We start from the raw sequence: 22,359 nt of genomic DNA on the forward strand, positions 1-22,359 counted from the left end.
GGGCGCTTAAGCCCCTTTTTTAGTGCCTGCTGTTTGTTTTGGCTTACGCAGTAAGGCCTATGCCCGCTGCTAGCGCCTCATAGATCGACGAAGTCAGCAGGTTTAACTGCTCTTTGCTGATCACAAATGGCGGCATGATGTATACGCGTGTACCGAATGGTCTAATCCATACGCCTTTCTCAACAAAATAAGCCTGTATTTCAGCCACGTTTACAGGTTCTTTTGTTTCAACAACACCAATCGCCCCCTTTACCCGAACATCAACGACGGCATCAAGTGCCCTGCAACACTCAAGTTCATCGACCAGCTGGCGTTCGATCGATTCTACTTGTGCTCGCCACTCCCCGGAAATCAGTATGTCTAGAGAAGCGTTTGCAATACTGCAGGCGAGTGGGTTGGCCATAAACGTTGGTCCGTGCATAAATACGCCGGCTTCACTGGCGCAAACGCCTTTAGCAACCTTGTCACTGCAAATGGTCGCAGCCAGGGTGAGATAACCACCTGTCATTGCTTTACCCAATGTAATGATGTCGGGTATCGCAGAATTGTCTGGCGCCTGCTCGAACGCAAACATTGAGCCTGTGCGGCCAAAACCCGTGGCAATTTCATCGAAAATCAGTAACACGCCATACTCATCGCACAACGCTCTGATATCACTAAGTGCTTCGGCGTGGTAGATACGCATACCACCAGCGCCTTGCACTAAGGGTTCAATGATCACCGCAGCAATTTCGTGGTGATGGTCTACCAATTTGCTTTGTAACTCATTGAGTTGGCTTGAATGATATGGCCCTTGCGTAACATTGAGTGGCGGCGTTGCAAACAATTGCTTGGCTAGAATGCCTTCAAACAAGCTGTGCATACCGGTTTCAGGGTCGCAGACCGACATGGCGCCAAGCGTGTCACCATGGTAGCCCCGGTTAAAACTGAGAAAACGTGTTTTACCTGTGATTCCTTTTCCCAACCAATACTGCAATGCCATTTTCATCGCGACTTCAACGGCGACAGAGCCGCTATCTGCCAAAAACAACTTATTGAGCTGCGCTGGCAGCAATGAAAGTAGTTTCTTGCCTAGTTCGGTGGCGGGTTTGTGGGTAATGCCGCCAAACATCACGTGGCTCATCTCAGACAGTTGTTGACTGGCTGCTTGGTTCAAACTGGGAACGTTATAACCGTGGATCGCTGCCCACCAACTGCTCATGCCATCAACGAGTAGAGTTCCATCTTCTAGCTCCAATTCACAACCTCTGGCAGACACAACCGGATAACAAGGCAGTGGAGCTGAGGTGGATGTGTAGGGGTGCCAGAGATGATTTTTGTCGAATTCAAGGTCGATCTTGTCATTGGTGGGCATTATGTAACCTGCTGTAAACCCTGAGGGCTGGTCTGCGTTGACAGTGTGTATAGGCAAAGTAGACTAGCGACTATCACAAAAGAATCAATGGAAGAGTTGTCATTATGACAAATGTAAGCCGCCACCACTGGACCGTCGAAGAAGTGGTCTCCTTATTTGAGTTGCCGTTTAACGATCTGATGTATAAAGCTCAAACGGTACACAGGAAGCACTTCAATCCAAATCAGGTTCAGGTATCAACGCTTATGTCTATTAAGACCGGCGCCTGTGCGGAAGACTGCAAATACTGCCCCCAGAGTGGTCATTACCACACCGATGTCGAGCGACAGCGGCTACTTGAAGTTGAGAAAGTACTAAACGAGGCAAAACAAGCCAAGCAGCAAGGCGCCAGTCGTTTCTGTATGGGCGCAGCCTGGAGCAACCCGAAAGAACGAGATATGCCATACCTGATACAAATGGTTGAAGGTGTTAAGGAGATGGGTCTTGAAACCTGCATGACGCTTGGCAAGCTCACCCCGCAGCAGGCGGAAGCGCTCGGTCAGGCTGGCCTCGATTACTACAATCACAACCTGGATACTTCGCCTGAGTTTTACGGACAGATTATTACTACGCGTACTTATCAGGACCGTCTCGACACCCTTGAACATGTCCGTGCAGCCGGAATGAAAGTGTGCGCTGGCGGCATTGTTGGTATGGGTGAGTCCCGTCATGACCGCGCCGGATTGCTGGTGCAACTGGCTAACCTGCCAATGCAGCCAGAAAGTGTACCGATCAATATGTTGGTAAAAGTGAAAGGCACGCCATTGGATCAGGTTGACGATCTGGACCCATTTGAATTTATTCGGTCCATTGCCGTAGCGCGCATTCTGATGCCTAAGTCTTATGTTCGTCTTTCAGCTGGTCGCGAAAAGATGAATGAGCAAATGCAGGCACTGTCATTCCTGGCTGGTGCAAATTCGATCTTCTATGGCGAGAAATTGCTGACTACGCCAAATCCTGAAACCTCAGATGATCACAAGTTGTTTAACAAGCTCGGCATTGAAGTAGAACAGAGAGAAGATGCCAGCGATGAGGCCCACGAGGCCGTTATCATGTCTGCAGTGAAAGACGCGCAGACAGATGAGCTTGCATACCAGGCTGAGTAAGCCAGATGGCGTTTGATCACCTACGAACTGAGCTGGCGCAAAAAGCCAGCCAGTCGCTGCTGCGTAAGCGAACGGCTTTTGTCGCCGGGGCCGGTAGATATTTGGTTTCAGATGAAAAGCGTTTCTTAAACTTCGCCAGTAATGACTATTTGGGCCTCGCTGAGCACCCCAAAGTGATTGCGGCATGGAAACATGGTGCAGATAAATTTGGCGTTGGCAGCGGCGGTTCATACTTAATAACCGGTTACGCGAAGGCACACCAATCGTTAGAAGAAAAGTTGGCGCACTATACCGGTCAGCAAAAGGCTATTTTGTTTTCCTCCGGGTTTGCTGCCAATAGCGCGGTACTTCATGCCTTGCTTTCCAAACACGATCTGTTGGTGCAGGACAAGTTGAACCATGCGTCTTTAATAGACAGTGGATTAGACAGTGCTGCAAAGATGGTGCGGTTTAAACACAACGATGTGGACAGTCTGAACCAGCAACTCAGCCGTGATGCGAGCAATAAGCTGGTCGTGACTGAAGGTGTCTTCAGTATGGATGGCGATCAGGCCCCGATTAATGATATTGCTGGCACCTGCAATAAACATGATGCTTGGCTTATGGTTGATGATGCCCATGCGTTTGGTGTCACCGGCAAAGGTAAGGGCAGTTTAGCCAGTGTGCTGCCAATGGCGATCCGGATCTATATGGCCACGTTTGGCAAAGCATTGGGCGTTTCGGGTGCTTTTGTCGCGGGTTCGGATGAGCTAGTTGAATATCTGCTTCAATACGGACGCCACTACATATACACCACAGCCATGCCTCCCGCGCAAGCTTGCGCGATAGAAGCAGCTTTATCGCTAGCGTTTGATGAAGAAGCCTGGCGACGTGATGAGTTAAATCGGTTAATCAGCCAATTCCGGTTCAAAGCACAAGCAGAAAATATACCCCTTATGGATTCTAAAACGGCGATCCAACCGGTGTTATTAGGCAGCGTGAAACGTACGCTGGAGATCGGGGAACGTTTAAAGCGTAGAGGTTTTTGGGTCGGCACTATCAGACCGCCGACGGTGCCAGAGGGAGCTGCCAGACTGCGCATTACCCTAAGCGCATCACATAAGCCTGAAGATATTGACAAGCTGGTGGCAGCATTAGCTGAGGAGCTAAACGATGTCGGCGTATAGCCAGTTAAAGCACCGGATCGCCAACCAGTTTGGTAAAGCGGCGAATAGCTATGATGGTGCGGCTAGGCTTCAGCGTTTGACCGCTGAACTGTTATGGCGTGAGTTACTGCGAGAACAGCCTCCACAACGATGCAAAGTGAGGCCGTTAGGCGCTACGCTTGATCTGGGTTGCGGTACAGGACTTCAGCTAGAGGCGTTGGCTACACAATCTGATAGCGTTTGTGCGATGGATCTGTCCATCGATATGCTCAAATTTGCTTCGCGCAATATCGAATCACAGTCGGTATATTGGGTGCGTGGCGATGCCGAACATTTGCCGTTTGAGAACAATACCTTTGATACCGTATTTTCCAATCTGATGGTCCAGTGGTGCAAAAACCTCGATCGCGTATTGGCTGAACTTTATCGTGTACTCAAACCCGGTGGTAAAGCTGTTCTATCTACCCTGATGCAGGGCTCTTTATCCGAACTTAGCCAGGCATGGAAGTCCGTAGATAACTACCAACACGTGAATCAATTTATCTCAGAGCAAGCGTTGCGTGCTGAGATGGCAAATAGCGAGTTTTCCCGACATGAACTGATACAACGTACGCTGACCCTGCCTTACGCTCGACTCACCGGATTGACGAGAGAGCTAAAAAAGGTGGGCGCGAATGTTGTTACCGAAAATGCGCGGCCAACACCGCTAGGTAAGGCGGATCTGCAAAGGCTACTTTCAGCTTACGAGACTTATAGAAACAATGACGGTGACCTGCCAGCAACTTATCAGGTGGGAATATTGGTGTTAGAACGAAGCGACAATGGAGTTAAGCGTTGAAAACGTTTTTTGTCACTGGCACAGATACTGATGCTGGTAAGACATATGTTAGCTGTGCCCTGATTCGCCTGTTGATCGATCAGGGTTTAAGGGTAAGTGCATTCAAACCTGTAGCTGCGGGGGCCGAATGGTTGGAAGGGCAGTTAAAAAACGACGATGCGCTGGCTCTGCTCGATGTGATTAACGTCAAACGAAGTTACGACCAGGTAAACCCCGTATGCTTTGAAACGCCTGCGTCTCCTCATTTAGCTGCAAAGCTTGATAACGGTGTTTGCACTTTATCTACCCTCGAAAGCCATTACGCAAACCAACCAAACGATGCCGATGCCTGTTTGGTAGAGGGGGCCGGGGGGTGGTTGGTTCCCGTTAATGATGAGGAGTTGCTATCGACACTTCCAGTTTCTGCGGGTTGGGATGTTGTTCTGGTCGTAGGTATGAAGCTAGGTTGTTTGAATCATGCGCTACTTACCGCGCAGCAGATACAGGCTGATGGTGGCCAATTGGTGGGCTGGGTTGCCAATTCACCAAGTGAGGAGATGCCTTTGTATCGTGAAAATGTGACAACCCTGCAACGCATGATCAGCGCCCCTTTGTTGGGAGAAGTGGGCTACCGGGGACGGTTCTTGTCGACCCCGGCGTTTGATAGTTTGCGTAACAAGTTAGGTTAGGGCGCCTTAACTTAAGAAAATCTCTCCGTCGTTCAACGGTTGGTCTACGCCCAGTGTTAGTTGTTTACCAGCACTTACGCCAAGGTAAGTATGTTTGTCGCTCCGAACTTCAATAGCACAGCCCTCCGGAAGGCAGATAACTTTCTGATCTTGATTCATGACCAGATACTCTGCCAGGCGCTGGGAGCGAGATTCGCCGTTATGCCCAGGCAACGTGGCGTCGGTAAAATGGGGATTGATTTGGTAGGGAACCAAATCTAGCGCATTAAAGCTTGGCGGCTCTACGATAGGCATATCGTTTGTGGTACAGATTGTCGGTCCAGCCATGTTACTGCCGGCACTCCACCCAATATATGGCGTTCCCGATTCGACTTTTGCTCGAATGGCATGCAGCAACTCGTTTTCGTAGAGTTGTTTCAACAATTCAAACGTGTTGCCGCCGCCGACGAGTATTAACTCTGCGTCAGCTATCGCCTGTGTTGGCGATTCAGCTTCTGCCACATTTATAATGTCGATATTTAGAGTGGCTAGAGCCTCAGAAACCATTTGATGGTACTCAGGGTAGGTAATTGTAACACCGGCGTAAGGCACAAAAGCCGCGCGCTTCACGCCATCGGGCAGAAAGCTGCGGATATAAGCCAGGGGTTGCTCAAGGTAAGGATGGTCTGCGTAGCGAGAGCTACTTAGCAGCAATAAATTTTTCATAATATTTTGTGACTATTTTAAGAACAGAATTTGAACTTGGTCCATAGTTCAGCGAAGCAGAATACACTATATTGGCTGTACACATCGGCTTTATCACCCGATGTGGTGTAACTGTGTTACACATGTCTCCCAAGATATCGTCAAAGCCACCTGCGTCACAGGTGGCTTTTTATTGGATTTACACTTTTTACAATTTTCTCTGAGTAGTTTGGCCTTGAAAATGGTCAGACTGACCATATGAATTCCTTAGGTTTAAATAAGAGGTGTTCTCATTTATGAAACGCATCCTGCTCTTTATCGCGACCAACCTGGCTGTTGTGCTGGTGTTGGGCATTGTCTTAAACGTCATTTTCTCAATGACCGGACTGCAATACAGTCGGGGAAATATTCCTTCACTGTTGGTTCTTGCCGCCGTTTTCGGTTTTGGTGGCTCATTTATTTCTCTGGCGATATCAAAATGGATGGCGAAGCGATCTACTGGCGCCCAGGTGATTACTCAACCCGCCAATGAGACTGAACGCTGGTTGCTGGAAACAGTGCAACGTCAGGCCGCTCAGGCGGGCATTGGTATGCCGGAAGTGGCCATCTATCCAGGCCAGGAAGTCAATGCGTTCGCGACTGGTATGAAGCGTAACGATGCACTTGTTGCTGTCAGTGTCGGTCTGCTCAACAACATGACACGAGATGAAGCCGAGGCCGTACTTGCCCATGAAGTGAGCCACATTGCCAATGGCGACATGGTGACCATGAGTTTGATTCAAGGTGTCGTGAACACCTTCGTTATCTTCTTTGCGCGTATCGTTGCCAGCATTATCGATAACTTCCTCCGCGGGGATGAAGAGGGCGGTGGTCTCGGTGGTTTAGCCTACTTTGGTGTGGTCATGGTACTGGAACTCGTGTTCGGTATTCTCGCCAGCACCATCGTCATGTGGTTCTCGCGCCAACGTGAATTCAGGGCCGATGAGGGATCTGCAAAGCTGGTAGGTAAGCATAAGATGATCGCTGCCCTTGAACGATTAAAGCAGCCTGCCCCGGAGTCTCAGCTCGATGGCCAACTTGCCGCCTTTGGTATTAACGGCAAGAAAAGCATGGCGGAGCTATTTATGAGTCACCCGCCATTGGATAAACGGATCGAAGCATTGCGCAATATGCGCTGATTCGAATAAGCCCGCATTTGCGGGCTTTTTTGTATCTAAAATTAGGGAATTACGTGACCTAGCGCGATTAACGACTTTGGGAACCGGTGATAAGCTGAAACCACTAAGGAGGGGTTATGACAAAGTTTTCGCTACCGTTTAGCAGGCGTCCAAGTAACGTTGTTGTGCTAACAGGTGCTGGTATTTCACAAGAGTCGGGTATTCGCACTTTCAGGGCTTCGGACGGCTTGTGGGAAGATCACCGTATAGAAGATGTAGCGACGCCAGAAGGTTTTGCACGAGATCCTGCGTTAGTTCACCAGTTTTACAACGCCCGGCGTGAACAATTGCTTGCTGATACCACTCATCCAAACTCCGCACACGATGCGTTGGCGGCATTGGAGTCACTGGTAGGCGGTGAGCTTCTGGTTGTCACACAAAATGTCGATGACCTTCATGAGCGCGCTGGCCAAAAATCGTTAGTACATATGCATGGTGAGTTGTTGAAAATACGGTGTGAGGTGACGGGGCAAGTTTACCCTGCACCATTGACCTTAACTGAACGAGACACTTGCGATTGCTGCGGCTTGAGAGAAACATTGCGGCCGGACATTGTCTGGTTTGGTGAAATGCCAATGGAGATGGATCGCATTTACCAGGCATTAGCAGGCTGTGAATTATTCATCTCTATTGGCACCTCCGGGAATGTTTATCCTGCCGCGGGGTTTTGCCGCGAAGCTAAGCTCAATGGTGCAGTAACGTTGGAGTTGAACCTTGAGCCATCTTCCGGCAGCACCGATTTTGACTATACATATTACGGACCTGCGGGTACGCTCGTGCCGGAGTTTGTTGACTATTTTCAGGCGCTGCCGCAGTAAATTTTTATATGCACAATTGGTTTCCCGAGTTTTTAACCATCGTTCTAGTTCACGGTCTTGCGGTCGCAAGCCCGGGGCCTGATTTTGCTGTTGTGACACAAACGGCTATTCGGCAAGGCCGGCGCGTTGCGATAGTCACGGCGTTGGGCGTGGGTACAGCCATACTCTGGCATGTTGCACTGTCATTAGCAGGTGTATCAGTACTGTTTAATCAATCCCCAATGCTGTTAAACGGGTTTACAGTCATCGCTGCAGCCTATCTGGCTTACTTGGGCTGGGGAGGGATCACTGCGAAACCACTGGGTGAAAGTGCAGGTAGCGAATCACAGGAACAAGCCGCGAATGCGCATCAGGGGGCGTATATTAAAGGGTTGCTGACAAACGGGTTAAACCCGAAAGCTACACTGTTTTTCATTGCGTTGTTTGCCGTCGTTATCTCTCCTGAGAGACAGCTAATCGTTAAGCTGTTCTACGGCGTATATATGGCTATCGCAACGGCTGCATGGTTCAGTCTGCTGGCTTGGTTTATCGGCAGCCCTAAGTTCCGTAGTAAGTTGCGAGAAAAAAGCCATTGGCTTGAGCGGGTAACCGGTATTGCTTTGTGGATTATTGCGGGCAAGTTGTTAATTGATCTGTTCGCAGCTGCAGGTTAATCAAGGTTTTTGGGGAGCAAGGTGTCAGATAAAACGCTGGTTCATAAACTACACGCAGACGTCTCCCTGGAAGACGAAGGTCGGTATTACAAATGCCATACGACACTTTCCCTGGACCATATGGAGGTGACCGATCACCTTTATCTTCGCCTGTTGGCTTTCGCATTGTTTCATGAAGCTGAACTGCGTTTCTCTCACCATCTGGATAGCGCTGAGCTACCCGATATATATACCGATGATGCGGCATTGGGGGTTGTGCTAGGTATAACTGGTGAGCACCGGATAAAACGCCTTATCAACACTTACCAGACTTTTCATCTGCTGATGTTTGACGACGAAGTGACTGATGACGCTTTCAAACCACACCACTATCAAGGCGCAGATGTTTGGGTTATCGAACGTGCGTTAGTTAAGGCACTGGAAGACGAAGAGTTATTAAACCACCGATGGTCTCTGGACCTCAGCGATGGCGTACTCAACATATCAACCGCAGAAGGGCACTATAGTGGGCGTTTCAGTCTGCTTGATACAAACTTTGTGTCAGGTTCAGGCGCGCTGCATTTACCGAGATAACCTGGTTTGACTGCGAGAGTATGGCGATTAGCTTGTTTGAAAGTGTACCGCTATCTTCATCTTGCACAGGTCTATATAATTGCCGCCAACAATAACTCTGATTAGATGCTGATGTTCAACGATCCTAAAAACAACCCTGTCATTCAACGCGCCATTTCAGGCAAATACACGTTCAGTGTTAAGTCCGTTTTAAAGCAAAGCTGGGAAGTTACCAAGGCAGACAAGTTAGCTGTGATTATTGGCTTCGTGTTTGCGATGGCGGTAAGCATTGGCGTTCAGTACGGGATCGTCATGATGTTTGGTGGTGGCGCAGAAGATAACCAGAGTATGAGTGGTATTGGTAATCTGGTCGCTACGCTTGTGGCTGCGCCGTTTTGGGCCGGGCTCGATATGATGGCTCTAAGGCGCACGCGAGGTGGCCCCATCGCAGTGACCGACATGTTTAACTTCCTCAAGTATTTTGCGCCGCTGGCATTGGTTCAGGTGATCATTACTTTCCTTGTGCAAGTGGGATTGATACTGCTGATTCTTCCCGGCATTTATATTGCGGTAGGCACTACTTTTGCCTTGATGCTAATGCTGGAAAAAGGGCTATCTCCGATGCAGTCGGTGATTATTTCTATTCGCGCTGCACACCATCAGTGGTTCAAAGTATTCTTAGTCTTTCTGGCAATCACACCTGTACTGGCGGTGGGCGCTTTGCCAATGGCAGTCTACATGTCAGGAGAGGGTATGGATGCAGTTAAAGGTACTTTGGCATTCAGCTTGGTGCTGATTTGGGGGCTACCCATGCTCTACTACGCTAAAGGATTTATGTATCAAGAGATTTTCAAGGAGTTGGAGCAGGAGCCGGAAAACGTACCGTCTGACAGCACCAGCGACGATCAGGGCAGTTTTTCTGCCTAACTTCTAACAGCTAAAAGCGTATTGAACCAGTTAAGTCGTATGGTTAAGAGAGATAAGGTTTTCATAGCAGGTGTTCTAGTTGTTTCGTTTAGCCTGCTGTTAATGGTTTGGCTGCATCGTCACTACCAGATTACAAGCCAAGCGAGTGGCGAGCAGGTTCAGGAAACTAGGTTGCCTGTTTTTGCAGAGATTTCAGATACTAAGGCAAGAAAACGAGCGTTTTTTGCTTATCTGGCGCCTTATGTAGAAGCGCTTAATGGCCGCATCACCCAAGAGCGGTTGCAAATCTTAAAGATGCGTGATGAGCTGGAGTCAAAAGGGCACCTTTCAAATCAAACGTTGTATAGGTTGCAGGCTGTTGCAGTCGCGTACCGCCTTGATAGGTTCGACCTGTCAGTTGAAAGCCTCGACGCATTGCTAAAGCGTTTGGACATTCTCCCTTTAGAGTTCGTTTTGATCCAAGCGGCTAATGAGTCCGGGTGGGGTACTTCCAGATTTGCGAGGGAAGGCAATAACCTTTTCGGCCTCTGGTGTTTCAAAAAGGGGTGTGGCTTGGTGCCAAAGCATCGTGATGAAAACGCAGTTCATGAGGTTGCGGCATTTAGCAACATGGAGCAAGCCATCTCGGCTTATTTCAAAAATCTCAATACTCATCCCTCATACAAACACCTTCGGGACCTTCGCTTTATCGCCCATCAACAGGGTAATTTAGTTGAGGCGAGTTCATTGTTTGAGGGACTAACTGCATATTCAGAGCGAGGTGAAGCCTACGTCGATGAGCTTCAAGCGATGTTGCGGCAGAACCAGGGATTGATTCGAGAGGTTGTCACGCAATGATAAAGTCAAAACTAGTGGTGCTGTCGCTATGCTGTCTTCTACCGATGCAGCAGGCCTTGGGAGAAAGCTTCGAATCGGTCACCATGGAATACAAGCCTTTCTATCAGCGTTTAAAAGTGCTCTATAAAGGCAATTATGCAGATAGCGATGTGGGTTTCTATTTTTATAAGGTCAATGCCAAAGATCAGCCTTGTGATATTACAGGTGGGCGAATCTTTAATAAAAACTATGAGTTACCTCTTGTATATACAGCTAAGGGCCGTTTGTATATTCCCTATGAGAAACAGCTCTATTCTGATAAAGCGTTCGTTACCGTTGAATCCGAATCAGCCTGTGAATTAAGCATTTCACTTGAGCTAAAGCGCCCGCAAACTGATTATCGCAGTCAGGATCTAAAGAACAAAGCGGAACAACTGTATGCATTGATGCGCGACTTTGCTGGTGTCGGAAGTATTTTATTGCCAAACCAGCAGGGGATTACTGTAGATTTTGAGGTGCCTTCGAGTGTTTCATATTTGAGCGCTAGTGGCGCTGAAATTGAACAAGGTGAGGTGTCTGAACAGCAACTCATTAGTCTCAAGCAACTAAGCGAGATGGGTAGTTTGCACTTTTCTTCTCAACCATCAAGAATTTCATTGTGGTTAGCAACAAAGTAGAAAGGCACCAGTAGGCGCCTTTTTACTGACTGCCCTGTCTGTACTATCTGACTTCTACAACGTCCAATGTTTGCACTGGCTGGAACTCCGGCGACGTCATCGATGTGTCTTCAAAAGACTCTCGGTCAAATGCCGTATCGCCATTTTCGACAGGCGTGCCGGTGGCTTTTATCGTTGCAAAGTCGAACAGTGATGGGTCGGCGAGATGGGAGGGGACCACATTCTGCATAGCTCGGAACATGGTTTCTATGCGGCCAGGAAATCGTTTGTCCCACTCATTAAGCATGGCTTTTACCTGTTTACGCTGCAGGTTCTCTTGAGAACCACATAGGTTACATGGAATGATGGGAAACTGTTTCTGTTCTGCAAAAGGAATGATGTCCTTTTCTCGACAGTATGCAAGCGGGCGAATAACCACATGTTCACCGTTATCGCTAACCAATTTTGGCGGCATCGATTTTAGTTTCCCACCAAAGAACATGTTCAAAAACAGTGTCTCCAGAATGTCATCTCTGTGATGCCCAAGTGCAATCTTGGTAATACCAAGTTCTTTCGCTGTCCGGTAAAGCACACCCCGTCTTAATCGGCTGCAGAGCGAGCAGGTGGTTTTACCTTCCGGCACTTTGTCTTTCACAATACTGTAGGTATCTTCTTCGACGATCTTGTATTCGATATCAAGCGAGTCAAGATAAGCGGGTAAAACATCCTCGGGGAAACCTGGTTGCTTTTGGTCCAGGTTTACCGCGACCAAATCGAAGTGGATGGGTGCACTCTTTTGCAGAGAGCCTAAGATCTCCAGCATGGTGTAGCTGTCTTTACCGCCGGATAAGCACACCATCACACGATCACCATCTTCAATCATATTGAAGTCGGCTATCGCGCGACCAACGGCATTACGTAACCGCTTTTGAAGCTTGTTGGCGTTGTATTGTGCTTTTGGGGTTGCCATCTGAATTGTTCCACATCACTTTGAGGGCGCGTATTATACGGCTAGGAACACGACTTGATAAGGCCTATTTAGTAAGGCCTTATCAAACCAAATTGAGATGGGAACAAATGCTGTTAGCGGTGGGCACCAGCAAAACGACGGGCGAACTTAAACGGCGCAACCGTCATGCGTTTTAAACTCAGAGATGATGTTACGGCAGGTTGTTCTACCTGAGGGCACACCTTTTGCGGATAAACCTTTATAAAAAAGCGATAAAGCTGCAACAGTTCAACCAGCTGCATGTCGCTATATTCCATTGAGTATTCACCGAAGATAATGGCGTCGTTGGAAGCGATTAAGGACTGGCTGGGGAAGGGCGTTGTTTCATTCGAATCATATTTCCCAAACCATTCGGAAAACACTTGTTTCATCGATGCTGAGTCAGGAATATGTTTTAACCAGTCTTGGATAGCCTGCTCACTAACGCAGGTGACTTGAACCCCCTCTAAGAACTTTCTCGGCTGGCCTTCATAAATAGTCGCATACAGTCCCATGGGGAGGTGGGTTTTGATACAGGCCTCTTCTGGTTGGTCAGAGACCCACTCTTTAATACTTTCTATAAACGCGCTTTTTGTTTCTTTTAGTTGATCAAGCAGCGCTTCGCCTTCTTCGATTCTCATTGCTATCGTCCTTTGCAAGGTTTCACACAGGTGTGAATAATTGCAATCACCCCTTTTAGTAATTATGTGTAGGGTGTGCTGCTGCGTCAGGATTGCCGACTTATTCAAGTTGTATAGGTGATACAAATCCTTCTGGTTTTAGGGCCAAAACATCACAGTTAAGGCTATCGATAATATGTTCCGCTGTGTTGCCGATAAGGGCAGCGGAAAGTCCGGTTCGTCCAACAGAACCCAGGATAACTAACTCTGCATCAAGCTCTTCAGCCAGGCGGGGAATAACGTCTTCAGGCAAACCTTCTTTGACGTGGCAATTTGCGGTACAAACGCCATGTTTTTCCGCTTCCCTATGCAACTCTTTGACATGATGGTCGCATACTGCCTGGTTATATGACTTAGGATCAAACTCTGGAATTTCGATGGCGATATTTACAGGAGTACCGGGGTAGGTATTGACCAAATGGACGTCGGCCTTCAGCAGGCCCGCCATATCGTTGGCTTCAGTAATGATCTGTTCGTTCAGGGATATATGTGCTTCCTCTTCGCTTCCTGAATTCACTGCCGCAAGAATATTGCCATTGGCAGGCCAGGCGTGTTGCTTAACGAGAAGCACGGGCACAGGGGATTTACGCATCAAGTGCCAGTCAGTAGGGGTGAAAATGACGGATTTCAGCTTGTCGTGTTCGTGGGTCGCTTTGATAATAATGTCGTGGCCATCTTTGAGCACTTCTTCAATAACTGATTCAAAGGGGCGGTTATGCCATACGACTTTAACCTGAATGGTTAACGACTTATCGCTGTACGCCTCAACTAGTTCAGACAACCACTCTTCTCTTTGTGCAATAACACCACTTCGCATCGCTTCACGCTCTTCACCCGAAAGCATAGTGGTCATTTCATAAGAGAAATCGTAAATAGCTAGGAAGACCTTCAGGCTTGCACCGGTCTTTACGGCGAGTTCAACAGCTCGGTTAAGCGCGGGCTGTTCATTTCGTGTGGGATCAACCACAACAAGAATTGATGTGAAGTTGGCCATACATCCTCCAAACCCTAAAAGAGTAGAACAGAGCTAAGGATAGAACACTGGGCTCGTAGTTAAATGTAGGACTTTTAGAGAGAAAGTGATAGGGGGGAGGGTTGCGCTGGATCAACCATTAGAAGATCCAGCGACTTAGATGTTTATTCGTTTGACGCACCCGCCAATTCAGTGAGCTGATCGTCGTCAAGTACCGTGATGTACTTGCCTTTTACTTCTATCATTCCGCTCTTCTGGAAACGACCAAGTAAGCGTGAAATAGTCTCAACCGTAAGACCAAGGTAGTTACCAATATCGCCTCGGGTCATGCTTAGGCGGAACTCTTTAGGAGAGAAACCACGCTCACCAAAACGGCGGCTAAGGCTGTAGATAAAAGCACCCAAACGTTCTTCTGCGCTTTTCTTGCTCAACAGCACGATCATTTCCTGGTCACCAACAATTTCGTTGCTCATCAGTCGCATTACCTGGTGACGCAGCTTTGGCATTGAGCCGGATAGATCATCCAAGGTTTCGAAGGGAATTTCACAGACCATGGCGGTTTCTAGTGCTTGTGCGAAGCTCTGATGCTGACCCGTGTTGATTGCATCAAAGCCAACGATATCACCGGCAAGGTGGAAAGCAGTGATTTGCTCTTCGCCTTGTTCAGTGATGGTATAGCTCTTAACTGTGCCCGAACGAATGGCATAAAGCGCTTTTAGTTCGTCACCGGCCTGGAAAAGCTCATCGCCTTTGTGGATTGGCTTTTTACGTTCAATGATCTCGTCAAGCTTGTCGAGTTCATTTTCATTTAGCGTAAAGGGTATGCAGAGCTGACTGATACTACAGTTTTGACAATGAATCGCACACGCGCCGTTCATAACTCGTGAGCCTGCTGCTCCACTGGCTTTATCGTATCCCATACTTTACCTAAAATTGATCTCAGTTAATTAATGATACACTCAATTTCACATGTTTAGAACCAAGTGCTGCGATCAAGCGCGGATAAGAGTGTAAACAACCCCAAAGCGATCACAAATCCTCCCGCGAGGTTACGAAACCCTCGATTACTTAATAGTTTTGCAACACGGTTTCCCAACATGCCTAGGGACAACATAGATGGAAGCGTACCCAGTCCGAAACAAAACATAACGGCTGCGCCGTGCCATGCCGCTTCTGCAGATAAATTCCAGGTCAACGTGCTGTAGACAAGCCCGCACGGTAGCCATCCCCAAACGAGGCCGTAACAGAATGCAGTGGGAATCGTACGGATAGGCAAAAAAGCTTTTGCTAGACGCTGAAGACGTTTCCAAATTCCTGCACCTGCGCGCTCGATGTAGGTTAGGCCACGGTACCAGCCTGTAATGTATAACCCAGCTAAAATCACCATGACACCGGCAAGTATCTGGGTTGTCACTATCCAGTGCTTCGCTTCGGCTAGTTGCGTTAGAGCAGATGCCGTGAGTGCGACCAGAAAACCTGCCACAGCGTAACTGAAAACTCTGCCGGCAGATAAGGCCAGGGCCTTTAAAAAAGTTCGTTCGTTTGAGCCGGATAGAAGTGCCGCGGAGAGACCGCCACACATGCCCGCGCAATGTCCACTGCTAAGAAGACCAACTGAAAATGCTGCGCCAAGTTGATATAGCAGTGGCTCCACTATTGTTTGTCCCTTTTTGACGGCTCATCTTCATCAAACAGAATGTCGCTGCCGTGACGTTCAAGATCTTCAAATTGGTTGCTCTTGACTGCCCAGACAAAAATGCCAATGGCGATAAAGACAAAAACGATGGCAATGGGGATCAAGATATAAAGTATGCTCATTTGGTTTTTAATAACCTCATCGAGTTACTTACCACGAGTAGGCTGCTCAGGCTCATGCCAAGCGCAGCAAAGTAGGGCGCTATATAGCCGCTAACTGCTAACGGGATGATAAACAGGTTGTATGCCAGCGCCCAGCCCAAGTTTTGTTTGGTAATACTTGCGGTGCGTTTAGCCAGTTCCAATGCAGCCAGCAACACGCTGAGCTTGTTGCTGGGCAGCACGGTATCTGCACTCACTTTTGCTAAATCCGTACCGCTGCCCATCGCAACGGAGCAATCTGCTGCCGCTAGTAGAGGCGCATCATTGATGCCATCACCAAGCGCGATACATTTATGACCTTTAGCCTGTAACGATTTGAGATGAGACAGTTTGTCCTCTGGAAGCTGGCCACCGTGATAGTTATCGCGTTTTAGTCCTGCAGACAAAAGCGTAAGGTAGTGGCTCTCAGAATCATCACCGGTGAGCACGGTGGCCTGAATATCAAGTTTTTTGAACTTGCCTAATAAAGACGACACATCGCTTCTTAGCGCGTCACCTACATCAAAACTCGCAATGGCTATTGTGTCATTAGCGAGCACTGCATTCGAGCCGTAATAAAGATCTGAAGATTTGATACCCAAGTCATCTAACCACTTCTGACGGCCCAGGTACCAGCGTTGTCCATCAATAACCGCACTCACGCCTTGGCCGACAATTGTCTGATGGTCGGTCGCTGGCAATATTGGTTGCTCTTTACAATATCTAGAAATTGCTTTTGCGATAGGGTGATGCTGGCCCGCTTCTAATGAATGCGCTATCTGTTTAGCACGTTCAATATCATCCCGTCGGTAACACCTGAATTCCGTTACCTGCTGTTTGCCATGAGTTAGCGTGCCGGTTTTATCGAAAACAACGTGAGTTGTTTTTGCTAAGGCCTCCAGCACATGGCCACGACGAATCATTAACCCTAACTGGCTCAAATTTGCGTAGGCACAAGTAATTGCGGTGGGTGTGGCTAGGCTTAAAGCGCAGGGACAAGTCGCCACCAAAACAGAAAGCGTGATCCAAAAAGCTTCGTTGGCATCAATTGACAACCAAGTTGTATAGGTCAGGGCTGCAATAATCAGCAGGACTGGAATAAACCAGCGAGCAATCTTGTCCGCGATAATCGCGACTTTAGGTTTTTGATCTAGAGCAGCAGCTTGCAGCCTTACTATATCGCTGAGTACGGAATGATTTCTATCCCTCAACACTTCTGCTACAACCACTTGTTCGCGGTTGACAGTGCCGGCGTAAATTACTCCATCCAACCTTTTAGAGACAGGATAGCTTTCCCCAGTAAGCATTGATTCATCAAATCGGCTTTCACCTTCAATGACTTTCGCGTCTGCAGGTACCGTATCTCCTGGCACAATCCGGATCTTATCGTTCGCTTTTAATGATGATGCGGCGACCAGTTCAATACTTCCGACATTTGAGACTAAGTTGGCTTTTGCTGGCAAAAGTTTTAGCAAGTTGCTGCCAATCTCGCTGGCTCTGCGACGGGCACGCATCTCCAGGAAGCGTCCAAGCAGTAAAAAGAAAGCGAACATGGAGACAGACTCAAAATACACTTCACCAGTGCCGGTAAGGGTGGCGTAGGCAGAGCTTGAATAAGCCAAAAGCAAAGCGATGGACACAGGAAGGTCCATATTCAGATGTTTAGCGCGAAGCCCGATAATGGCGTTACGGTAAAAAGGTAAGGATGAATACAGGATAACAGGCGTGGCCATAATCATGCTGGTCCAACGGAGCAGATCGCGGAACTCTTCATCCAAATCGCTGAACACGCCAAAATAGAGACCGACGGCGAACATCATTACCTGCATCGTCGCCAAACCCGCAATGCCCAAACGGATCAGGTATTTCTGAAATTGCTTTTTATAATCCGCTTCTTCAACACCGGGTTGAAATGGGACGGCTTTGTAGCCAATGGTTTGGATGTGAGTCAGGATGTCAGAAAGTGGTAGAGCATCAGGTTGCCATTGCAGCACCAAACGGTGTGTTGTGGTATTGACTGTGACGCGGACGACACCCTCCAGCGCGCCTAACTGATGTTCAATTAACCATGCGCAAGCCGCGCAACGTATTCCTTCAACGGTTAAAACGGCCTCATGGTAGGTTTCATGCTCGGCGACAAACTCTTGCTGTACTTCAGGCAGGTCGTAAGCGAGCAGCTCGTTCAGTTGTTCTTTTGTGGGTGGCTCAATTTTGTCACTTTGCTCGGTGCGATAACGATAAAAGTTGGATAGCCCTGCATCTACAATACTTTGTGCAACGGCTTCGCAACCGGCACAGCACATGGCGCGCGACTGACCATCAATCATTACCTTACGGTTTTCGTGTGCCGGGATTTCTTCGCCACAGTGATAACAGTTACCCACGCGCGGTGCTTCCTAATTCAAGAGGTTTTAAGGTGCGAGAGTCAACTTTGTTTGATTTGGGTAATCGAGATAATTCTGGAGTCGCCAGTCATCCGTCAGTGACTCTATCGTCAGGCGCCACTTGCCACTGAATGAACTAGGCAGGTCCGCCTTGTAATTACCTTGAGCATCAGATGTAAGGGTAAGGTGATAGTCTCTTTCGCTTAATGTAGGGTGATATAGATGCAGCTTTAGTGCGCCAAATTGCTGAGGTTTGGTACCTTGATGAGTGACCAATAACTGAACACCGCCGTTATTGTCGGAAAACGCAGCCTCTAACACGATACCAAGCTCTGCAGCACGCTTCTCTCGCGCAAGCTCAAGATTAATTGCCTTACCTTTTTTATAGTAATCATCGATCACCATATCGGGTGCGTTGCTACTGGCAATGTATAAGTTGGTAAAGCTGACAATTACCGCTGTGCCGGGTAAAGCGATGAGGAACCAGGGCCAAAATTGTTTATACCAGGGAGACTGCATGGGAATACTCTTTTAGTTAGGCGGCCTCATTATACTGACGAATAGCGCTAACAAAACCTGTACATGGTTAGAATTAGTGACAGGCATAAAAAAAGCCGCTTTTAAGCGGCTTTTTCTCAAGCAGGTTAACTGAATTATTCTGCTGGTTTCTCAGGATTGGACAAGCGATACACATAGGCTGAAATGATGTGTATTTTGTCTTCGCCGAGAGTGTCCTTAAATGCTGGCATTACACCCGCACGACCATTAACCAGTGTTTCGATAACCGCTTTACGAGAACCACCGTAAAGCCAGATATTGTCAGTAAGGTTCGGTGCGCCAAGCGCTTGATTACCTTTACCATCCACGCCGTGACAGGCTGCACAGGCTGCAAACTTGAGTTTGCCCGCTGCCGCTTCGCGTTCATTTACCTTACGACCTGACAGGCTCAGCACATAGGACGCCAATTCTTCTATGGCCTGTTCACCCATGCTCGACCAACCAGGCATGGCGGCGACGCGGCCGTGCAACAAGGTCTGCCTGATCGTCTCTGGTTCACCACCGTAGAGCCAGTCACCGTCGGTCAGGTTAGGGAAGCCGATGCCACCGCGAGCATCTGAGCCGTGGCACTGTGCACAGTTTTGCAGGAATAAGCGTTGCCCGATACGCAGAGCCTCTGCGTCGTAGGCTAGATCAATGATTTCACGCTCAACAAACGGCTTTAACACTTCGTTGAAACGTTCGTCTTTGAACCGAACTTCACGGTCATACTGAACCAGCAGCCCCGCTTCTTCAGCACTGTCCGCGGCCGCTTTTGATTCTTCCAGTGACTTAATGCCCTGGTTAGAACTCGTCCAACCGAGCACGCCAGCAAAGTTACCCAAACCAGGGTAGAGCGCCAGATAGCCTAAGCCGAAAATGAAGGTAATGATGAACATAATGCTCCACCAGCGAGGCAGTGGATTATTAAGCTCTTCAATACCGTCGAATTCGTGGCCCATGCTTTCGCCTTCTTCGACACCCATTTTGTCCTTCATGCACCACCACAGCACGACTGCGCATAAGCCCAGGCAGGCGAGGGTGAGGACAATGATCCAAACACTCCAGAAAGTACTCATTCTTTATGACTCCCGCTTGTTGTCTTTGTCCTGTTGAGCATCGTTCTCGTCGAAAATCATATTGGCAGCTTCGTCAAAAGCTGATTTGCGACGTTTGCTATATGCCCAGACAACAATTCCAATAAACACCACCAGGATGATGATTGTTAGTACGCCTCTAAACGTTCCGTAATCCATCATTGCACCTTACTTGAGTGCTGTACCCAGGGACTGAAGATACGCGATTAGCGCGTCCATCTCAGTTTTGCCTTCGAGACTGGCGACATCAGCTTCTAACGCTGCATCATCACCATAAGGCACACCAAATTGGTCGCGGAATACCTGCATCTTCTTCAACGTCAACTCGCTGCCTACCGCGTTATCTTCCAACCAGGGGAAGCCCGGCATATTGGATTCAGGGATCACAGCTCGAGGATCTATCAGATGTATGCGGTGCCACTCATCACTGTAACGACCGCCCACACGTGCCAGATCTGGGCCTGTACGCTTAGAACCCCATAGGAACGGATGTTCCCATACAGATTCACCGGCAACCGAGTAGTGACCATAACGTTCAGTCTCTGCACGGAAAGGACGAATCATTTGGCTGTGACAACCATTACACCCTTCGCGGATGTAGATATCGCGGCCTTCCATCTCAAGTGCAGTGTATGGGCGCAGGCCATCAACTGGCTCTGTAGTGTCTTTTTGGAAAATCAATGGCGTGATCTCTACCAGACCACCAAAGCTGATGGCGATAACGATAAAGATCGCCAGCAGGCCAACATTCTTTTCGACTAATTCGTGAGAAAATTTCATCTTCTGCGACTTCCTTATGCTGGCTGCGCTTCGCCTTCAGTGATCTCTTCAAGAGAACCATCTGGCGCAGTGATAGTCTTGAAGGCGTTGTACGCCATCACAAACATACCGGCGAGGAAGATTGCACCACCTACAAAGCGAACAAAGTAGAATGGATAAGATGCTTCCAAAGCCTGCACAAAGCTGTAGGTCAGGGTGCCGTCAGTATTTACCGCACGCCACATCATGCCCTGCATGATTCCGCTGATCCACATAGCGACGATGTAAAGCACAACCCCCACTGTTGCTAACCAGAAATGCACATTTACCAGCTTAGTGCTGTACATGCGGCTTTGATTAAACAGGGCAGGGATCAAGTGGTATACCGAACCAATCGAAACCATTGCTACCCAGCCTAGCGCACCTGAGTGCACGTGGCCGATAGTCCAGTCGGTATAGTGAGACAGAGCATTAACTGTCTTGATTGACATCATCGGACCTTCAAAGGTCGACATACCGTAGAAAGACAGAGAAACAATCAGGAAGCGCAGAACTGGGTCAGTACGCAGTTTGTGCCATGCACCTGACAGGGTCATGATACCGTTGATCATGCCACCCCAGGATGGTGCAAACAGGATGATTGACATCACCATGCCCAGAGACTGTGTCCAGTCTGGCAGAGCAGTGTAGTGCAGGTGATGCGGGCCAGCCCAGATATAAAGACTAACCAACGCCCAGAAGTGAACAATCGACAAGCGGTAGGAGTATACCGGACGACCGGCCTGTTTAGGCACGAAGTAGTACATCATGCCTAGGAAACCTGCGGTGAGCAGGAAGCCTACGGCGTTGTGACCGTACCACCACTGCACCATGGCATCGATCGCGCCTGAGTAAATGGAATATGATTTCCATAGTGACACAGGCACAGCCATGCTGTTAACAATGTGCAGAACAGCAACAGTGATAATAAAAGCGCCGAAGAACCAGTTCGCCACATAAATATGGGAAGTTCTACGGATTACCAAAGTGCCGAAAAATACGACGGCATAAATAACCCATACCACCGCAATTAAAATATCAATTGGCCATTCCAGCTCTGCATACTCTTTGGACGTTGTCAGTCCCATAGGCAGAGTGATTGCCGCCGATACAATGATGAGCTGCCATCCCCAAAACACGATACTGGCTAGCGGGCCACCGAATAGACGTGTCTGACAGGTTCGTTGTACGACATAAAGTGATGTTGCCATTAAGGCACACGTACCAAACGCAAAAATGACTGCGTTAGTGTGAAGAGGTCTGAGACGGCTGTATGTCAGCCAGGGTGTTTCAAAGTTTAACGCTGGCCAGATTAACTGGGCTGCAATTAAAACCCCCACGGCCATGCCAACAATTCCCCAGATGATAGTCATGATGGTGAATTGGCGCACAACAGTGTAGTTATAATCAGCGTGAGACGTGCTTGCTTGGCTCATAATCGTGCTTCCGCTGGTGCTTCTTGCTACGTTGTTCGGCTTAAAATTACCGAATCGTTAAATTGTTATAGTTTGAGAGTAAAACCGCCAGTTACAATTCACTAAAAATGAGTTGAATTGTTTTGCTAGGGTTAAACGCCGCGCATTCTACGTCACT

At 48.4% G+C, this 22,359-nt stretch carries 25 protein-coding genes; 11 read left to right on the forward strand and 14 right to left on the reverse strand.

Annotated elements, in window-relative coordinates:
* Positions 1-43: 43 nt before the first annotated feature.
* On the reverse strand, positions 44-1,354 hold the full coding sequence (gene bioA, locus ABEA14_RS11835; protein ID WP_345340220.1) for an adenosylmethionine--8-amino-7-oxononanoate transaminase: 1,311 nt from the start codon (positions 1,352-1,354) through the stop codon (positions 44-46).
* 104 nt (positions 1,355-1,458) lie between these two features.
* On the opposite strand from bioA, the gene bioB reads away from it, so the two are divergent.
* Genes bioB through bioD form a run of 4 tightly spaced genes read left to right on the forward strand, consistent with a single transcriptional unit; the run spans position 1,459 to position 5,150 of the window.
* Positions 1,459-2,499 carry a biotin synthase BioB gene (gene bioB, locus ABEA14_RS11840; protein WP_345340221.1) on the forward strand — a complete coding sequence of 347 codons (1,041 nt, stop codon included), beginning with the start codon at positions 1,459-1,461 and terminating at the stop codon, positions 2,497-2,499.
* Between the two features lie 5 nt (positions 2,500-2,504).
* On the forward strand, positions 2,505-3,665 hold the full coding sequence (gene bioF, locus ABEA14_RS11845; protein ID WP_345340222.1) for an 8-amino-7-oxononanoate synthase: 1,161 nt from the start codon (positions 2,505-2,507) through the stop codon (positions 3,663-3,665).
* A complete protein-coding gene (gene bioC / locus ABEA14_RS11850; protein WP_345340223.1) occupies positions 3,652-4,482 on the forward strand; it encodes a malonyl-ACP O-methyltransferase BioC in 831 nt (276 codons plus the stop codon). Before bioF ends, bioC begins: the two co-directional genes overlap by 14 nt.
* A complete protein-coding gene (gene bioD, locus ABEA14_RS11855) occupies positions 4,479-5,150 on the forward strand; it encodes a dethiobiotin synthase (RefSeq protein WP_345340224.1) in 672 nt (223 codons plus the stop codon). The genes bioC and bioD overlap by 4 nt, the downstream gene beginning before the upstream one ends.
* Positions 5,151-5,156: 6 nt before the next feature.
* On the opposite strand, the gene pepE is transcribed toward bioD, so the two are convergent.
* Positions 5,157-5,855 carry a dipeptidase PepE gene (pepE, locus tag ABEA14_RS11860; protein WP_345340225.1) on the reverse strand — a complete coding sequence of 233 codons (699 nt, stop codon included), beginning with the start codon at positions 5,853-5,855 and terminating at the stop codon, positions 5,157-5,159.
* Between the two features lie 275 nt (positions 5,856-6,130).
* On the opposite strand from pepE, the gene htpX reads away from it, so the two are divergent.
* The 7 genes from htpX to ABEA14_RS11895 all read left to right on the forward strand — a co-directional run bounded on the left by htpX (position 6,131) and on the right by ABEA14_RS11895 (position 11,494).
* Positions 6,131-7,012, forward strand: a complete 882-nt coding sequence (gene htpX, locus ABEA14_RS11865; protein WP_345340226.1) for a protease HtpX — start codon at positions 6,131-6,133, stop codon at positions 7,010-7,012.
* 116 nt (positions 7,013-7,128) lie between these two features.
* Entirely contained in the window at positions 7,129-7,869 is a 741-nt protein-coding gene (cobB, locus tag ABEA14_RS11870) for a Sir2 family NAD+-dependent deacetylase (RefSeq protein WP_345340227.1), read from the forward strand.
* Positions 7,870-7,877: 8 nt separating this feature from the next.
* Positions 7,878-8,522 carry a LysE family translocator gene (locus ABEA14_RS11875; RefSeq protein ID WP_345340228.1) on the forward strand — a complete coding sequence of 215 codons (645 nt, stop codon included), beginning with the start codon at positions 7,878-7,880 and terminating at the stop codon, positions 8,520-8,522.
* 21 nt (positions 8,523-8,543) lie between these two features.
* Positions 8,544-9,095: a YaeQ family protein gene (locus ABEA14_RS11880; protein ID WP_345340229.1), complete on the forward strand. Its 552-nt coding sequence runs from the start codon at positions 8,544-8,546 to the stop codon at positions 9,093-9,095.
* A 111-nt stretch (positions 9,096-9,206) separates the two neighbouring features.
* Positions 9,207-10,001 carry a YciC family protein gene (locus tag ABEA14_RS11885; protein ID WP_345340230.1) on the forward strand — a complete coding sequence of 265 codons (795 nt, stop codon included), beginning with the start codon at positions 9,207-9,209 and terminating at the stop codon, positions 9,999-10,001.
* Between the two features lie 171 nt (positions 10,002-10,172).
* Positions 10,173-10,838 carry a glucosaminidase domain-containing protein gene (locus tag ABEA14_RS11890; RefSeq protein ID WP_345340231.1) on the forward strand — a complete coding sequence of 222 codons (666 nt, stop codon included), beginning with the start codon at positions 10,173-10,175 and terminating at the stop codon, positions 10,836-10,838.
* A gap of 44 nt (positions 10,839-10,882) precedes the next feature.
* Positions 10,883-11,494 (forward strand): DUF2987 domain-containing protein, encoded by a 612-nt coding sequence (locus tag ABEA14_RS11895; protein WP_345340232.1) that lies wholly within the window; start codon positions 10,883-10,885, stop codon positions 11,492-11,494.
* Between the two features lie 43 nt (positions 11,495-11,537).
* On the opposite strand, the gene ttcA is transcribed toward ABEA14_RS11895, so the two are convergent.
* The 12 genes from ttcA to ccoN all read right to left on the reverse strand — a co-directional run bounded on the left by ttcA (position 11,538) and on the right by ccoN (position 22,202).
* Complete coding sequence (ttcA, locus tag ABEA14_RS11900; RefSeq protein WP_345340233.1) at positions 11,538-12,443, reverse strand: tRNA 2-thiocytidine(32) synthetase TtcA; 906 nt, start codon at positions 12,441-12,443, stop codon at positions 11,538-11,540.
* A gap of 113 nt (positions 12,444-12,556) precedes the next feature.
* Positions 12,557-13,102, reverse strand: coding sequence for a hypothetical protein (locus ABEA14_RS11905; protein ID WP_345340234.1), 546 nt, complete (start codon positions 13,100-13,102; stop codon positions 12,557-12,559).
* 100 nt (positions 13,103-13,202) lie between these two features.
* A complete protein-coding gene (uspE, locus tag ABEA14_RS11910; protein WP_345340235.1) occupies positions 13,203-14,135 on the reverse strand; it encodes a universal stress protein UspE in 933 nt (310 codons plus the stop codon).
* 143 nt (positions 14,136-14,278) lie between these two features.
* A complete protein-coding gene (fnr, locus tag ABEA14_RS11915) occupies positions 14,279-14,992 on the reverse strand; it encodes a fumarate/nitrate reduction transcriptional regulator Fnr (RefSeq protein WP_345340409.1) in 714 nt (237 codons plus the stop codon).
* A gap of 95 nt (positions 14,993-15,087) precedes the next feature.
* Entirely contained in the window at positions 15,088-15,768 is a 681-nt protein-coding gene (locus tag ABEA14_RS11920) for a sulfite exporter TauE/SafE family protein (RefSeq protein WP_345340236.1), read from the reverse strand.
* Entirely contained in the window at positions 15,768-15,932 is a 165-nt protein-coding gene (gene ccoS / locus ABEA14_RS11925; RefSeq protein WP_345340237.1) for a cbb3-type cytochrome oxidase assembly protein CcoS, read from the reverse strand. The genes ABEA14_RS11920 and ccoS overlap by 1 nt, the downstream gene beginning before the upstream one ends.
* On the reverse strand, positions 15,929-18,334 hold the full coding sequence (locus tag ABEA14_RS11930; protein ID WP_345340238.1) for a heavy metal translocating P-type ATPase: 2,406 nt from the start codon (positions 18,332-18,334) through the stop codon (positions 15,929-15,931). Before ABEA14_RS11930 ends, ccoS begins: the two co-directional genes overlap by 4 nt.
* 27 nt (positions 18,335-18,361) lie before the next feature.
* Positions 18,362-18,853 carry a FixH family protein gene (locus ABEA14_RS11935; RefSeq protein ID WP_345340239.1) on the reverse strand — a complete coding sequence of 164 codons (492 nt, stop codon included), beginning with the start codon at positions 18,851-18,853 and terminating at the stop codon, positions 18,362-18,364.
* Positions 18,854-18,987: 134 nt separating this feature from the next.
* The gene (gene ccoP / locus ABEA14_RS11940; protein ID WP_345340241.1) at positions 18,988-19,950 is read right to left on the reverse strand and encodes a cytochrome-c oxidase, cbb3-type subunit III; all 963 of its coding nucleotides are present in this window, start codon (positions 19,948-19,950) and stop codon (positions 18,988-18,990) included.
* Between the two features lie 3 nt (positions 19,951-19,953).
* Positions 19,954-20,127: a cbb3-type cytochrome oxidase subunit 3 gene (locus ABEA14_RS11945; protein ID WP_345340242.1), complete on the reverse strand. Its 174-nt coding sequence runs from the start codon at positions 20,125-20,127 to the stop codon at positions 19,954-19,956.
* Between the two features lie 9 nt (positions 20,128-20,136).
* Positions 20,137-20,748 carry a cytochrome-c oxidase, cbb3-type subunit II gene (gene ccoO / locus ABEA14_RS11950; RefSeq protein ID WP_345340243.1) on the reverse strand — a complete coding sequence of 204 codons (612 nt, stop codon included), beginning with the start codon at positions 20,746-20,748 and terminating at the stop codon, positions 20,137-20,139.
* 14 nt (positions 20,749-20,762) lie between these two features.
* On the reverse strand, positions 20,763-22,202 hold the full coding sequence (ccoN, locus tag ABEA14_RS11955; RefSeq protein WP_345340244.1) for a cytochrome-c oxidase, cbb3-type subunit I: 1,440 nt from the start codon (positions 22,200-22,202) through the stop codon (positions 20,763-20,765).
* Positions 22,203-22,359: the final 157 nt, after the last annotated feature.

The sequence above is a fragment of the Corallincola platygyrae genome (assembly GCF_039544265.1).
In the GTDB taxonomy this organism is placed as follows: Bacteria; Pseudomonadota; Gammaproteobacteria; order Enterobacterales; family Neiellaceae; genus Corallincola; species Corallincola platygyrae.